Below are 13,641 nucleotides of genomic sequence, written 5' to 3' on the forward strand. Positions count from 1 at the left end.
AGAAGCCCCAGATGCCGGTACCGGGGGCAGGTTCTTCAGCTCTGCTGCGCTCAACCGTCTCTCCTCATCTGCCGAGACCATCAGGCCAATTCGGCGAACAGGCTGTTGTAGCCCGTCTTCGTGATTCGCACCTGGATAATGTCACCGATTTCGCCGGCCTTTTCATCAACAATAACGGGCTGCAGCCAAGGTGAGCGGCCGACCTTCTGACCGGCCTGGCGGCCAGGCTTCTCGATCAGCGTGTCGATGGTGCTGCCGACAAGGCTCAAGCCGAAATCCTGCTGTTGTTTCAGGAGCAGTGCCTGCAGGCGCTGCAAGCGCTCGTCCTTGATGGTTTCGGGCACGTGATCAGTCATGTCGGCGCCCGGCGTGCCCGGACGCGGCGAATATTTGAACGAGAAGGCCGAAGCGTAGTTCACCTGACGCACCAGTTCCATGGTCGCCTCGAAATCGGCTTCCGTCTCGCCGGGGAAGCCGACGATGAAGTCACCGGACAACGCGATATCGGGGCGCGCGGCGCGGATGCGGTCGAGCAACGCCAGATAATCCCTGGCCGTGTGCCTGCGATTCATCGATTTCAGGATGCGGTCGGAGCCCGATTGCACCGGCAGATGCAGATAAGGCATCAGCGACGGCAGGTCGCGGTGGGCGGCGATCAGTTCGTCGTCCATGTCGCGCGGATGGCTGGTGGTGTAGCGCAGCCGGGCCAGGCCGGGGATCTCAGCCAGCCGGAACAGCAGCCGGCCAAGGCCCCACTCCTCGCCGTTCCCGCCCTGGCCGTGCCAGGCATTGACGTTCTGGCCAAGCAGCGTCACCTCGCGCACGCCGGCTTCGGCCAGGCGCTCGGCTTCAGCAACGATCTGCGCCACCGGCCGCGAGACTTCCGAGCCCCTGGTATAGGGCACGACGCAGAAGGTGCAGAACTTGTCGCAACCTTCCTGCACCGTGAGGAAGGCGGTGACGCCGCGCTTGATCACCTCGGCGCGCTTGGGCTGCGGCAGGTGCTCGAACTTGTCCTCGATGGCGTAGTCGGTCTCGACGATCTTCTCGCCGCCGCGCACTCTCGCCAGCACGTCGGGCAGGCGGTGATAGGTCTGCGGCCCGATGACCAGGTCGACGGCCGGCGAACGCCTGATGATCTCCGCACCCTCGGCCTGCGCCACGCAGCCGGCGACGCCGATCAGCAGTTCGCGGCCGGCAATGGCGCGCTCCGCCTTCATGTCGCGGATGCGGCCTAGTTCGGAATAAACCTTTTCGGCCGCCTTCTCCCTGATATGGCAGGTGTTGAGCAGCACCAGATCGGCCTCGCCGATGGCATCGGTCGCGGTATAGCCGTCGGCGGCCAGCGCGTCGGTCATGCGCTGGGAGTCATAGACGTTCATCTGGCAGCCATAGGTCTTGACGAAGACCTTCTTCGCTGCCGTGGCGCGCACTGCCTGCTGTCCGGCCACGGTGCCGATGTCGTCGCTTTCAATCGTGTTCAAGTCCATCCGGCGGCTTCTAACGCCTTTCCGTGACAAAAAACAGACGATTCTCGGTGTGCGCCGCCAAGGCGCATGTCGGGGCTAGCGGCTCGGGCGCGGATCGGCGAGTGCCGCCTGCATCATCTCGCGCACCTGGCTTTCCATCAGCTTCGACGTTTCCTTGCGGTTCGAACCCTTCGCAAAGGCGATCGGTTCGCCGAAATGCACTTCGACGTCGAGCGCGCCTTCCGCCATCAGCACCTTGAGATGCGGCATCAGATCCTCGTCGCCGATCCAGGCCGCGATCGGCCGGTGCCGGCGGCCGAGCGGCACGCCATGCAGGCGCGTATAGGCGATCGCCACCGGCTGAATAAACACCTGCTCGGCCGCTCCCTCCGAAATCGCCATCGAGGCGGCGCCGAACAGCGTGCTCTTGAACGGCAGGACGACGTTGCCGTCACCGGTCGACCCCTCGGCGAACAGCACCATCGCGTCGCCCTTGGCCATGCGGCTGGCGATCTCGCTTGCCTGGTCGCCGGAGGAACGCTTGCGCTCGCGCTCGATGAAGACGGTGCGCTGCAGCTTGGACAGCATGCCGATCAGCGGCCAGCCTTCCATATCGGCCCTGGCGATGAACTTCACATCGGCAAAAGAGCCCAGCACCATGATGTCGGTCCAGGAGATGTGGTTCGAGGCAACCAGCAACGGGCGCTTGGCCGACAGCGCCCCTTTGACATGGACGCGCATGCCGAGCGCCCTGAGCACAAGCCTGTGCCAGATCTTGAGGATGAAGGTTTCCGGCCACCAGCCGGTCTTCATCGACAGGATCTGCAGCGGCACCAGGACCAGCGAACCGGCGACGACAAGGCCCAGGGCCAGGAAAATCCTGATTTTTCCGATCATGCTGTCCTGGTCCTGCCATTACAGCGCCGCGCGTTCTCTCGGATGCGCAAAGGACGCCGTAATGCTTTGATCTCGGCGCATGATCCTTTCCGAAAATCGGAACCGATTTTCGGGGTCATGCGGCGTCTGGCTAGCGAAGATCGCGGCGCATGACAAGCGCACCGGTCGGACCGCGATCGGGCGACCTGTAATAGTCCGGGCGCTTGCCGACTTCGCGGAAGCCCAGCCGACGGTACAGGGCGATCGCGGCGACGTTGGTCTCGTCGACCTCCAGGAACAGCGCTTCGGCGCGTTGCACATGCAGTTCGCGCAGCACAGCGTCCATCAACTGCCAGCCCAGTCCCTGGCGGCGATGGGATCGCGCCACCGCGACAGTCAGGATCTCGCCCTCGCCGGCGGCCAGCCGGGCCAGCACGAAACCGACAGGCGGCTTGGCGCCCTGCCCGGTTTCGCGCGCGGCGTAGCCGAACACGGTGTCCTGCTCGAGCAAAGCGGCGAACTCGCCATCGGTCCACGGACGGACGAAATCCTCGCGATGCAGCAACGAGACCGCGGGGCTGTCGGTGATCCTGAGCGGCTCGAGCGCATAGTCCCGGCGCCGCGGCTGTAAGAAAGGTATGCGCATTAATTCTGTTGCCTTGAAAGAATAAATCCGGCTTGCGGCTTTGCATCGGCGCCGCGCAGGTAAAGTGGTTTCGGCCTCTCACCCTCGCCTCTGGCGGCGGCGAGGCGGGCGTATGTGACAATGTCGGCGGTGGCCGTCCGAGGCCCGATGTCGGAAACCCGACCCGCCGATGCGGCGATCTGCACCGCCGCGGTGCCGGCAAGCACCGCAAGATTCTCCATCGCCAGGGCTGTGGCTTCCGGCAATGTGGTCACCGCTGGACCGTAAGTCAAAACTGACATTTTATCGTAGAGCACGGCATGGATTTCCTCGCGGCCGGCATCGAGCGCCGCCAGCACGGCGCGGCCGGGAAATGCCGCTGCCGCCTCGGCAGCCAGTGCCTCGAGCGTCGTCACCCCGATCGCCGGTATTTTCAACGCCAGCGCCAGGCCGCGCGCGGTCGATACGCCGACGCGCAGGCCGGTGAAGGACCCTGGGCCGACAGAAACGGCAATGGCGCCAAGGCCGGGATAGTCGGTCGCGCCCGCCTTCAGCGCCTCGGCGATGACGGCCATCAGGTGCTCGGCATGGCCCTTGCCGAGATCGAGCACCGCGCGGCCAAGCTCCCGCCCGGCCGCCGCGTCGTAGACGCAGGCGGCGCAGAGGCTGGCGGCACAGTCGATGGCAAGCACTTTCATGAAACGAAACAACCGGTTCCGAAAAACAACTTCCCTGTGCCCGCCAAGGGGCGCCACCGCAAGCATAATTTGTTAAGCGGCTTCGCTTCGCCGCCTCGACGTCAAACCTGCTCGATGCGCAGCATGTGGTTGTCCCAGACATAGTCCGGTTCCGACCGTGTCGCGCCGCTGCCCTCGATGATCTCGCCGGCGCCGGTGGTTGCCATGAAGCCAGCCCCGTCCGGCGCCAGGCCACAAACCTCGACCAGCGCACTGGTCGAGACCACCCTGCCGCTCACCACGTCGACCACGGCAAGCGAATTGCCTTCCGGCGACGAGACGGCGACGGTGCCCGCAAAGGGATTGGCGGCGACCGAGCCTATATAGTTGCGGAAGCCGGACAGCACGTCCGGCGACATGTCGAGCAGTTGCAAATCCTTGCCGCGCGCGGCGCGGCCGACCAGCAGCGGACGGTCGGTGCCCGGCCCCCTATACTGACAGCCGAACCAGACGGTGCCGGCCTGGTCGGTGTCCATGTGGCGGATCGACAGTTGGTGCAGGGAAGCCGCCAATTCATGCTTCTCGATCAGGTCGCCCGTGACGCGGTCGATCAGCACGTAGGACGGCTTCATGGTGGCGATGTTGAGTTCCGCGCGGCCATAGTCGGGATGGGTCTCGATGCCGCCATTGGCGACCGCGATCGTCCGGCCATCGCCCAGCAGCAGAAGCTCGTGCGGACCCATGCCGTAAGTCGGGAATTCACCGATGCGGCTGAACTTCGCCCGCGCATCGTAGATGCCGACGACGCCGGCAGCGTTGTCGAAGTCGTTCTCGGTGGCATAGAGCAGGGCGCCGTCGGGCGAGAACACCCCATGGCCGAAGAAATGCCGGCCGGTGATGCTGGCGATGGTCAACGGGGCGTCGCGGCCGGTATGATCGAACACCACGGCGAAGGTGCCGGGCTGGCGGGCAAAGACCACTGAACGCTTCGATACGGGATCGAAGGTGACGTCATGGCCGCGATCGGGCAGATCGATCGCATGCAGCACCTTGCCTGCCTCGGACAGGACGGCGGCGCCAAAACTGCCGTCGCGCTTGACGAAGGCGGTGGCGAAGACGGCGTCGGCAGCAAGTGTCTTTGCCCAGGCGGACGGCGCCATCGCAGCGGCAAAGCCGATGCCCGCGGCTCTCAGGAAATCCCGACGATCGATGAGGGTGGTTTTCAAGACATGGCCCTCCCCTGCACTGGCCGGCTCCAAGACATGCTAATTTTTAGGGATCGGAGCTGACGCTTGGCACCTGCCGATTCTTCGAATGATTCATCCCAGACGTTGGAAGTTGGCCGAAGCCTCCGGAACTTCGTCATCCTGGGGCGGAGCAGGAGCGTAGCTCCGTCGCGGAGACCCAAGGATGACGAAGCTATGGGCGTTTCGGCCAATCTCAAGGTCATGCTCAGTCTCCATCCAGCGACGAAAAGCCTGCGGTCAGGCCGAATTCGGCGGTCAGCCGGGTGCCGATCAGGGTCGACAGGCTGGAGGTGATCAGGGCGAAATGCTCGAGTTTTTCGCGCAGTGCCGGGTCCGCGAGCGCCTTGTCGATCGGACCCGGGACGGACTTCGCGGTGGCGACACCGTTGACCAGCTGGATATGGATCGACTCCGCCATCCAGCGCGCATCGGGCGGGAGCGCATCGCCAAGTTTGGAGGCCTGGAACAGCGCATCGATGCCGGCGAGATTTCCCGCCAGCGAATTGGTGGTGTTTTGCGAACGCCAGTAGATCGCCTGCTTGGGCTTGTCCGCCTCGGGCTTGCCGCCCAGAAAGCCCTTCAGACGGACATCCCGGACCATCTCCAACTCGTTGATGAAAACGCCGACCAGTTCGGTCACCGCTTCGTTGCCGTCGCGGTAAAGCGCATTCTGCGGCCCGGGATTGGCCCAGAGTGCGGCAAAACCGTCCGGCTTGTTCCAGGCTGCGCTGACCTCGCCGGCCATGGTTTCGATATTGCCGGCAACCGCCGCGCCATAGGCGCAGCGATAGGGATCATCCTTACCCGTCAGCGCATCGGCGCCGTCGCCGAAAAGCACGAATTCCAGCGCGCCGAGCCCCTGCATGGCGACGCTCTTGCCGGCAAGCTGTGCCGGATCGGCGGCTGCCGGATCCTTGTCCGACAAGGCCGCCTGCACCTGTTTGAGGCCGATGCTCTTGCGGTCCGGCCAGAACAGCATGCGCTCCAGACGGTTGTTCTCCTTGATCGGTCCAAAACCGATGATCTCGGCCGATGACCAGGCATGGACCGTGGCGGAAAACTCGGTGCGCGCCGCGTCGAGTTCGCCCTGCGAAGGCGCCTCGCAGAGCTTGTGCATCGCTTTCGTCAAGGTTTCGGCATGCTGGTGCAAATCGGCATAGGCCGGCCGGACGAAGCCGTCGATCGCCCGCTGGATGATGTCCGAGGCTTTCACCGCCGCCGATGCGGGGAAGGCACCCAGCAGGGCCAGCGGAAGAGCGAGAACCAGGGCGGAACGCTTCAGCATCAGAGTGACTCCAGGAATTTGACCAGTGCATCGCGCTCGGCCGCATTGGCGGCGGCAAAGCGGTCGCGCGCCTTCTGCGCCTCGCCACCATGCCACAGGATCGCCTCGGTCAGGCTGCGCGCGCGTCCATCGTGCAGAAAGAAGGAATTGCCGTTGACGGTCTCGGTGAGGCCGATACCCCACAGCGGCGGGGTGCGCCATTCACTGCCCGTCGCGTCACCTACCGGCTGGCCGTCAGCCAAGCCGGGACCCATGTCGTGCAGCAGGAAGTCGGAATAGGGCCAGATCAGCTGGAAGGCCTGCGCCTTGTTGGGCGCATCGCGACGGGTGACGAATTTCGGCGTGTGGCAGGAAACGCAGCCCATCTCGTAGAAAACCTTCTTGCCGGCGAGCACATCAGGCGCAGCGAGATCGCGGCGTGCCGGCACGGCCAGGTTCTGCGAATAGAAGGTGACGAGATCCATCACCGGCGTCGGCGCCTCGACCGGACCGAGGCGCGCCTGCACGCCATTCGGCATTGCGAGGCATTCCGACTGCGCGGCGGTGCAATCGCCCCAATGTCTTGGTTCTTCCGGCGTCGAGATGCCGATATCGCCGGCAAAGGCATCCGCGGCCTGCTGCCGGATCGATGCGGTCTGCGCCTTCCAGCCGAAACGGCCAAGCGTCAACTCGCCGCTCAGACCGTCGAGCACGATGTTGGGCCTGCCGGAAATGCCGTCATTGTCGCGGTCGTCCGGATCGGCGTGGGCCAGAATGTCCGCCGGCGCGATCTGCTCGATCAAGCCAAGGCCGATCATCGGCGGCGTCAGGCGCGGCGACAGCGTGGTATGCGGATCGAGCGGCCCATAGGCGAGATCAGTGACGGAATAGCTGGGCTTGCGCAGGGAAACCACGGTGCCATCCGTCAGCTCCACCTTACGTTCCTGATAGTCGACGCGCATCCGGCCTTCGCCGCGCAGGCCAGGCACCGCCAGCTCCTGCAACTGCGTGCCGTAGACCGGGTCGGGAAAATTGAGCAGTTGGCGGTTGGCGATCGCCGCTTTTTCCTCGGCGCTGCCGGCGTCCCGCGCCAGGCGCAGGAACATCGAGGTGGTGCCGGTATCGCCTTGCGGCGGACGGCCGCGGCCGTCCTTCAGATGGCAGTTCTGGCAGGCCCGCTCGTTGAACAGCGGACCAAGCCCGTCCGACGCCTGCGTCGAGGATGGCGACGAGACCCAGTTCTTGCGGAACAAGGCGTTGCCGAGCTTGAAAGTGCCCTCTTCCTCGAAGGTGATGTTGGCCGAGGATTGCGAGAAGGCGTCGCGGCTGACGTCCTTCTCGGACGTGCCGGCGCCGCCTTGCATCAGCTCGAACGGCTCGGGTTTGGAGAAATCCGTGGTCGGCCTGGTGACGGCGGTGACACGCGCCTGATCCCGGGCGTTGAGGTCGCCGCGCGTGGTGGCAAGGCTGGCTGGCTGAAGGTCACCCGCGATCGCGGACGATGTCAGCGCCAGGACAAGAATGATGCAGCGCCGACCAGCCGGTCCGGCTGGTCTTTTCAGGAGGAGCGGCGAGCCGATGGCCCGCCGCGAGCGGCGCAGGAATTCTAGGGGGCGCCGCATTCCCGCATGCCTTTACTCCGCCTCGTTGGCCGAGTCGGCGTTGAGCTGGCCGTACTTCTCCTCGCCGATCGAGGCGAGCAGGTCGAGCTGCGTCTCGAGAAAGTCTATGTGACCTTCCTCGTCGGCCAGCAGATCCTCGAACAGTTTCATCGTCACGTAATCGCCCACCTCGTGGCAGATCTCGCGCGAACGCTTGTAGGCAGTGCGCGCGTCATATTCACCGGCAAGGTCGGATTCGAGCACTTCCTTGACGTTCTGCCCGATGCGCAACGGCGCCACGGACTGCAGGTTCGGATGGCCTTCAAGGAAGATGATGCGCGCGATGAGCTTGTCGGCGTGGTGCATCTCCTCGATCGATTCGGCCCGCTCCTTCTTTGCCAGCTTGGTGTATCCCCAATCCTCCAGCAGACGGAAATGCAGCCAATATTGGTTGACGGCTCCAAGCTCCAGAAAAAGAGCCTCGTTAAGCCGCTCGATGATCTGACTTTCGCCCTTCATGGGTTCTGCTCCCGTATTGGATGCGCAGGCCTCTGACGCGATCCAGATGTGAAACGACATCCACGCCGCTCGCCTCCGAGCGGGCATGGTAATTTTCGGTGACCCGAATGATCGTTTCCACCACATTTGGGAAGCAGCCGCAACAGCGACCGCGCTTTTGCATCGAGTGATAGATCTTTGCCGGCACGATAAGTTGCCAAGGGTCCTGGTCCAGCAGCCCGATGATCGTCTGCTCGATCTCTCTCTCCGTGATGATGTTGCAATGGCAGATCAGCATTTATAGTGCTCGGATGGCTGACGGCGCCTTCCGCGCCGTGTGGCTTGATTGGTCCTGGAGCCCATTCCGGAGCCAATTGTCAGGCTCCGGAACCGCGCACCAGGTTCGGTCTTACTTGAACACCTTGTCGGGCGCGTCGAGGCTGTCGGAGCCTTCGAAGGCGATGGCGTTGAGTTTCAGCGAGCCAACGGCACGTTCGATCGACTTGGTCTGGTCGACCAACGCGTCGATCGCCGCCTGCACGGTGGCGTTGCCTTCCTTGTTTCCTTCCGCGATCTGCTGGTCATAGGCCTCGCCGGCCTCGGCCCGCGCCTTGATCGCCTCCATCTTGGCGACTGTGACATCGAGCTTGTCGGCCAGTTCCTTGTCGATCGCCGGATCGGCTGCCTTGACCATGTCATGCACCGAAGGCCCCGAAACGACGGTGCCGTCGAGCCTGGTATAGCTGGCGAGGTAGGCGGCACGGATGCCGACCGCGTCATAGAGATGCGAGTTGTAGGTGTTGTCGGAGAAGCAGTCGTGCTCCTCCTCCGGGTCATGCAGCAGCAGGCCGAGTTTCATGCGCTCGCCGGCCAGTTCACCATAGGACAGCGAGCCCATGCCGGTGAAGATGACCGAGATCGCGGTGTTCGGCTCGCCATCGACCAGGTTCTTGCGCGCCGCGCCGTCTTCCTTCCAGTTGCCGACCATCTCCTGCAGGTCCGAAACCAGAAGCGCGCTGGCCGACTTCAGATATTCTGCACGGCGGTCGCAATTGCCGCCGGTGCAGTTCTTGAGGTCGTAGTCGGTGTAGGGGCGCTCGCCGGCGCCCGGGCCGGTGCCGTGCAGATCCTGGCCCCAGAGCAGGAATTCAATGGCGTGATAGCCGGTGGCGACATTGGCCTCGATGCCGCCGGCCTCCTGCAGCGTGCCGGACAGGAATTCCGGCGAAAGCTTGGAGGCATCGACCTTCTTGCCGTTGATCTCGATTTCCTTGTTGGCGATGACATTGGCGGTATAGAGCGAATTCGCATCCGATTCGGTGCCGTAGCTCTTGGCGACATAGTCGATCAGGCCTTCGTCCAGCGGCCAGGAATTCACCTTGCCTTCCCAATCGTCGACGATCTTGTTGCCGAAGCGGTAGACCTCGGTCTGCTGGTAAGGCACGCGCGATGCCTTCCAGGCGTCGCGAGCGGCCTTGAGCGTGTCCGCGGACGGATTGGCAAGCAGCGCGTCGACCGCCTTGTCGAGGGCCTGGGCCGTGGTCAGCGAATCCTCATATTTGGCAAGCGCGATGTCGGAATAGGTCTTGATGACCGCTTTCGCATCGGTTTCGGCCTTGGCCGGCAGCACAAACACCGCCGCCGTCAGCAGTGCCGTGGCGCCAATCGCCGCAAGCCTGCCGCCATATCGTGCTGTCATTATCGCTCTCCAGTTTTTTGGAAATTGTATAAACGGCGCGTGCGGCGGCCGGCGCCATGCCATGTTGACGCCATGGGGCGCAAGACTTGCCACGCGATCGCGCGGTTCAGGGAAGAAAGACACCAAAATGCCTCCAATCGAACGGGTTCAAGGCCCAGACATCAAAGGGATGCGCTAACGCGCAGGCTTCCATAAAGCTTCGACGCCCATGGAAGTCAATGAAAATCGTCTGGAAAAGCCAATTGAAACAATAGTTTAGAATTATTCTAAACTACGAAGGTCAACTTTATGTCTCGACTGTACCGGCTTTGCCGCCGAACTGTACGATTGACAGCCGTCATCCCGGGTGCGACCCGCAAACGCTCTCTTGCGGCGGCGCCAGACAATTGCCACTTGGCGAGACGCCCTAGGATCGAATCGGGATCGGAATGCGATGAAGAACGGTGTGGTCATTGTCGGTGCGGGTCACGCGGGCGTGCAGGCGGCCGCCAGTCTGCGCGAGGACGGCTATGACGGGCCGGTGATCCTCGTCGGCGACGAGAACGAGTTGCCTTACCACAAGCCGCCGCTGTCGAAGACCTTCATCAAGGATGCCGAGGCCAAACCGCAACCCTTGCGTGGCGAGGCCTTTTACACCGGCAACGCGATCGACTACCGGCCGGGCATCCGGATCGAGCGTATCGATGCCAGCCGCCACAGCCTGGAGATATCAGGCGGCGGCGAACTTGCCTTCGACCATCTGGTCCTGGCGACCGGGTCGCGCCCACGCGTCCTGCCGCTGCCGGGCTCGGACCTGTCCGGTGTTTTGTCGTTGCGCTCTCTGGCCGACGCACGGCTGATCCGGGAGCTGAGCGCGAGCAGCGAGGATGTCGTCATCCTCGGCGGCGGTTTTATCGGACTGGAGATCGCCGCGACGCTGCGCGCGGCCGGCCGCACGGTGACTGTGGTGGAAGCGGTCGACCGGCTGCTTGGCCGCGCGGTGGCGCCAGTGGTGGCCAGCCATGTCCGCCAGCGGCTGGAGGCGAGCGGCGTGCGCATCCTGACCGGCACCTCGATTTCAAGGCTCGAAGGCGAAAACGGCCATGTCGTGGCCGCGATCACCTCGTCGGGCGAAAGGCTGCCAGCACGCATGGTCATCGTCGGCATCGGCGCCGTGCCCAATGTCGAACTGGCACAGGAAGCCGGCCTTGCCATCGCCAACGGCATCCGCGTCGACCACCAGATGCGCAGTTCGGCGCCGGAAATCCTGGCCATCGGCGACGCCGCCTCCTACCGGCACTGGTTCACCGGCGGCGACGTGCGGCTGGAATCGGTGCAGAACGCCACCGACCAGGCGCGGCTCGCGGCGCGCACGATCACCGGTCACGCGGACGCCTATTCGGCGGTGCCATGGTTCTGGTCCGATATTGGCGACATGAAGCTGCAGATGGTCGGGCTGACCGCCGGCGGCGACAGCCATGTCGTGCTGGGCGACCTGCCCGACAACAAGTTTTCCATCTATCACTATGCGGGCGACCGGCTGCTCGGCATCGAATCCGTCAACCGCCCCGGCGACCACATGCTTGGCCGCAAGATGCTCGGTGCCGGCTTCTCGCCGACACCGCAGACGGCGGCGGCGGGGCCGGATGGGCTGAAGGCGGCGCTGGCCGAGTTTCAAAATATAGAACCAGCCAAGGCGAGAGCGTAGGGTTGCCAATTTTTGCCATACCCCATAAAATGCTTGCATGAGCACCATGAACATCTCACTGCCCGACAGCTTGAAGCATTTTGTCGATCAGCAGGTGACGGATCGCGGCTATGGCACGAGCAGCGAGTATGTGCGTGAATTGATCCGCCACGATCAGGATCGTCAACTTCTGCGTGGTTTGCTCCTTGAGGGCGCATCATCGGCGCCGGGAGCTCCCGTTGATGATGACTATTTTGCCGCGCTGCGAAAACGGGCGCAGGGCCAGTAATTTACGTGGCCACAAAGGCAGTTATTCCTCGAAACCTTGCTCTGCGGGATATCGAGGACGCTGTTGATTACTATGCGCGCGAAGTTGGTTCGCATATGGCATTGGGCTACGTCGGGGAGCTTCAAAACGCCTACAAGTTGATAGCGAGCTATCCGGCATCTGGCTCTCTTAGGTTTGCCTACGAAATTGGACTGCCTGGTCTGCGAAGTGTGCAACTCAAGCGCTATCCGTATCTGATCTTCTATCTTGAGCAGCCCGACCATATCGATGTGTGGCGGGTGCTGCATGCCAAGCGGGACATTCCCGCCTGGCTACAGAATCCAAGCTCCTGACAATAAGGCTTGAAGAGAAGTGGCGCTGCGTTTCAGGCAGCGCAGACTTCGCGGATCGAGCTTTCCAGGATGTCGAGCGCCTCGTTCATGACCTCGTCCTGGATGGTGATCGGTGCCAGGAAACGGATGACGTTGCCGTAGACGCCGCAGGTCAGCAGGATCAGGCCCTTGTCCAGTGCCTTCAGCCGGATGGCGTTGGCGATCTCTGCCGAGGGCAGGCCCTTCTTGACGTCGTTGAACTCGACCGCGTTCATGAAGCCGAGGCCCCTGATATCGACGATCTCGGGCACGTCGTCGCGGATCGACTGCAGGCGCTGCTTCAGCCGCGCGCCAAGCGTGTTGGCGCGGTCGCACAGCTTTTCGTCCTCGATCACGTCAAGCACGGCGTGTGCCGCGGCGACGCCGATCGGGCTGCCGCCATAGGTGCCGCCGAGGCCGCCCGGGCCAGGCGCGTCCATGATCTCGGCGCGGCCGGTCACCGCCGACAGCGGGAAGCCGCCGGCAAGACTCTTGGCCATGGTGGTGATGTCGGCCGCGACCTCATGATGATCCATCGCAAACATCTTGCCGGTGCGGGCGAAGCCCGTCTGCACCTCGTCGGCGATCAGCAGCATGCCGTGCTGGTCGCAGAGCTTGCGCAGCGCGGTCAGGAGTTCGCGCGGCGCGTCGTAGAAGCCGCCCTCACCCTGGACAGGCTCGATGATGATCGCGGCGACGCGGGCCGGATCGACATCGGCCTTGAACAGCTTGTCGAGCGCGGCAAGCGAATCGGCGACCGAGACACCATGCAGCGCCACGGGGAACGGCACGTGGTAGACGTCGCCCGGCATGGCGCCGAAGCCGACCTTGTAGGGAACAACCTTGCCGGTCAGCGCCATGCCCATGAAGGTGCGGCCGTGGAAGCCGCCGCCAAAGGCGATGACGGCCTGGCGGCCGGTGGCGTTGCGGGCGATCTTGATGGCATTTTCGACCGCCTCGGCGCCGGTGGTGACGAAAATGGTCTTCTTCTCGAACTTGCCGGGCAGCATGGCGTTCAGCCGCTCGGCCAGCCTGACATAGCTCTCATACGGCACGACCTGGTGGCAGGTGTGGGTGAAACGGTCGAGCTGCGCCTTGACCGCCTCGATCACCCTGGGGTGGCGGTGGCCGGTGTTGACGACGGCGATGCCGGACGAGAAGTCGATGTAGCGGCGGCCCTCGACATCCCAGATCTCCGAGTTTTCAGCCCGGTCGGCGTAGATTTGCGTGGTCATGCCGACGCCGCGCGAGATCGACTGGTTCTTGCGTTCGGAAATGGCTGAATTCTTCATGATATCCCTCATCGGGCCGGCGCCCGTCCTCGTTGATCAGATGTCTTCTGACCTTATTTCATGTTTTCCTCAAGTCGGCACCAGCGGA

At 63.6% G+C, this 13,641-nt stretch carries 14 protein-coding genes; 3 read left to right on the top strand and 11 right to left on the bottom strand.

The window, feature by feature from the left end; translation table 11 throughout:
- Positions 1-80: 80 nt before the first annotated feature.
- The 10 genes from miaB to MesoLj_RS00210 form a co-directional block, all read right to left on the bottom strand.
- Complete coding sequence (gene miaB / locus MesoLj_RS00165) at positions 81-1,490, bottom strand: tRNA (N6-isopentenyl adenosine(37)-C2)-methylthiotransferase MiaB (protein WP_202324680.1); 1,410 nt, start codon at positions 1,488-1,490, stop codon at positions 81-83.
- A 75-nt stretch (positions 1,491-1,565) separates the two neighbouring features.
- Positions 1,566-2,366 (bottom strand): lysophospholipid acyltransferase family protein, encoded by an 801-nt coding sequence (locus MesoLj_RS00170; RefSeq protein WP_202324681.1) that lies wholly within the window; start codon positions 2,364-2,366, stop codon positions 1,566-1,568.
- Between the two features lie 130 nt (positions 2,367-2,496).
- A complete protein-coding gene (gene rimI, locus MesoLj_RS00175) occupies positions 2,497-2,991 on the bottom strand; it encodes a ribosomal protein S18-alanine N-acetyltransferase (protein WP_140775509.1) in 495 nt (164 codons plus the stop codon).
- Positions 2,991-3,668, bottom strand: a complete 678-nt coding sequence (gene tsaB, locus MesoLj_RS00180; protein WP_202324682.1) for a tRNA (adenosine(37)-N6)-threonylcarbamoyltransferase complex dimerization subunit type 1 TsaB — start codon at positions 3,666-3,668, stop codon at positions 2,991-2,993. Before tsaB ends, rimI begins: the two co-directional genes overlap by 1 nt.
- A gap of 101 nt (positions 3,669-3,769) precedes the next feature.
- The gene (locus MesoLj_RS00185) at positions 3,770-4,873 is read right to left on the bottom strand and encodes a DUF1513 domain-containing protein (protein ID WP_202324683.1); all 1,104 of its coding nucleotides are present in this window, start codon (positions 4,871-4,873) and stop codon (positions 3,770-3,772) included.
- A 226-nt stretch (positions 4,874-5,099) separates the two neighbouring features.
- Positions 5,100-6,179: an imelysin family protein gene (locus tag MesoLj_RS00190; protein ID WP_202324684.1), complete on the bottom strand. Its 1,080-nt coding sequence runs from the start codon at positions 6,177-6,179 to the stop codon at positions 5,100-5,102.
- Positions 6,179-7,780, bottom strand: coding sequence for a di-heme oxidoreductase family protein (locus MesoLj_RS00195; RefSeq protein WP_202324685.1), 1,602 nt, complete (start codon positions 7,778-7,780; stop codon positions 6,179-6,181). Before MesoLj_RS00195 ends, MesoLj_RS00190 begins: the two co-directional genes overlap by 1 nt.
- A 12-nt stretch (positions 7,781-7,792) precedes the next feature.
- Positions 7,793-8,278: a bacterioferritin gene (bfr, locus tag MesoLj_RS00200; RefSeq protein ID WP_140775516.1), complete on the bottom strand. Its 486-nt coding sequence runs from the start codon at positions 8,276-8,278 to the stop codon at positions 7,793-7,795.
- Positions 8,244-8,555, bottom strand: coding sequence for a (2Fe-2S)-binding protein (locus MesoLj_RS00205; protein ID WP_140775518.1), 312 nt, complete (start codon positions 8,553-8,555; stop codon positions 8,244-8,246). Before MesoLj_RS00205 ends, bfr begins: the two co-directional genes overlap by 35 nt.
- Positions 8,556-8,666: 111 nt before the next feature.
- The gene (locus MesoLj_RS00210; protein WP_202324686.1) at positions 8,667-9,956 is read right to left on the bottom strand and encodes an imelysin family protein; all 1,290 of its coding nucleotides are present in this window, start codon (positions 9,954-9,956) and stop codon (positions 8,667-8,669) included.
- 433 nt (positions 9,957-10,389) lie between these two features.
- Here MesoLj_RS00210 and MesoLj_RS00215 point away from each other — a divergent pair, with 433 nt between their 5' ends.
- Genes MesoLj_RS00215 through MesoLj_RS00225 form a run of 3 tightly spaced genes read left to right on the top strand, consistent with a single transcriptional unit; the run spans position 10,390 to position 12,243 of the window.
- A complete protein-coding gene (locus tag MesoLj_RS00215) occupies positions 10,390-11,643 on the top strand; it encodes an NAD(P)/FAD-dependent oxidoreductase (RefSeq protein ID WP_202324687.1) in 1,254 nt (417 codons plus the stop codon).
- A gap of 37 nt (positions 11,644-11,680) precedes the next feature.
- Positions 11,681-11,911, top strand: coding sequence for a type II toxin-antitoxin system ParD family antitoxin (locus MesoLj_RS00220; RefSeq protein ID WP_027061046.1), 231 nt, complete (start codon positions 11,681-11,683; stop codon positions 11,909-11,911).
- A 5-nt stretch (positions 11,912-11,916) separates the two neighbouring features.
- Entirely contained in the window at positions 11,917-12,243 is a 327-nt protein-coding gene (locus tag MesoLj_RS00225) for a type II toxin-antitoxin system RelE/ParE family toxin (protein ID WP_140775522.1), read from the top strand.
- Positions 12,244-12,275: 32 nt separating this feature from the next.
- On the opposite strand, the gene MesoLj_RS00230 is transcribed toward MesoLj_RS00225, so the two are convergent.
- On the bottom strand, positions 12,276-13,553 hold the full coding sequence (locus tag MesoLj_RS00230; protein ID WP_056570441.1) for a 4-aminobutyrate--2-oxoglutarate transaminase: 1,278 nt from the start codon (positions 13,551-13,553) through the stop codon (positions 12,276-12,278).
- Positions 13,554-13,641 lie beyond the last annotated feature (88 nt).

Origin of the sequence: Mesorhizobium sp. 113-3-9 (assembly GCF_016756515.1) — a bacterium.
In the GTDB taxonomy this organism is placed as follows: Bacteria; Pseudomonadota; Alphaproteobacteria; order Rhizobiales; family Rhizobiaceae; genus Mesorhizobium.

Bases quoted from the DNA above. Each gene is read 5' to 3' on its own strand.
- miaB (WP_202324680.1), bottom strand. From the start codon at position 1,490: ATGGACTTGAACACGATTGAAAGCGACGACATCGGCACCGTGGCCGGA.
- MesoLj_RS00170 (WP_202324681.1), bottom strand. From the start codon at position 2,366: ATGATCGGAAAAATCAGGATTTTCCTGGCCCTGGGCCTTGTCGTCGCC.
- rimI (WP_140775509.1), bottom strand. From the start codon at position 2,991: ATGCGCATACCTTTCTTACAGCCGCGGCGCCGGGACTATGCGCTCGAG.
- tsaB (WP_202324682.1), bottom strand. From the start codon at position 3,668: ATGAAAGTGCTTGCCATCGACTGTGCCGCCAGCCTCTGCGCCGCCTGC.
- MesoLj_RS00190 (WP_202324684.1), bottom strand. From the start codon at position 6,179: ATGCTGAAGCGTTCCGCCCTGGTTCTCGCTCTTCCGCTGGCCCTGCTG.
- MesoLj_RS00195 (WP_202324685.1), bottom strand. From the start codon at position 7,780: ATGCGGCGCCCCCTAGAATTCCTGCGCCGCTCGCGGCGGGCCATCGGC.
- bfr (WP_140775516.1), bottom strand. From the start codon at position 8,278: ATGAAGGGCGAAAGTCAGATCATCGAGCGGCTTAACGAGGCTCTTTTT.
- MesoLj_RS00205 (WP_140775518.1), bottom strand. From the start codon at position 8,555: ATGCTGATCTGCCATTGCAACATCATCACGGAGAGAGAGATCGAGCAG.
- MesoLj_RS00210 (WP_202324686.1), bottom strand. From the start codon at position 9,956: ATGACAGCACGATATGGCGGCAGGCTTGCGGCGATTGGCGCCACGGCA.
- MesoLj_RS00215 (WP_202324687.1), top strand. From the start codon at position 10,390: ATGAAGAACGGTGTGGTCATTGTCGGTGCGGGTCACGCGGGCGTGCAG.
- MesoLj_RS00220 (WP_027061046.1), top strand. From the start codon at position 11,681: ATGAGCACCATGAACATCTCACTGCCCGACAGCTTGAAGCATTTTGTC.
- MesoLj_RS00230 (WP_056570441.1), bottom strand. From the start codon at position 13,553: ATGAAGAATTCAGCCATTTCCGAACGCAAGAACCAGTCGATCTCGCGC.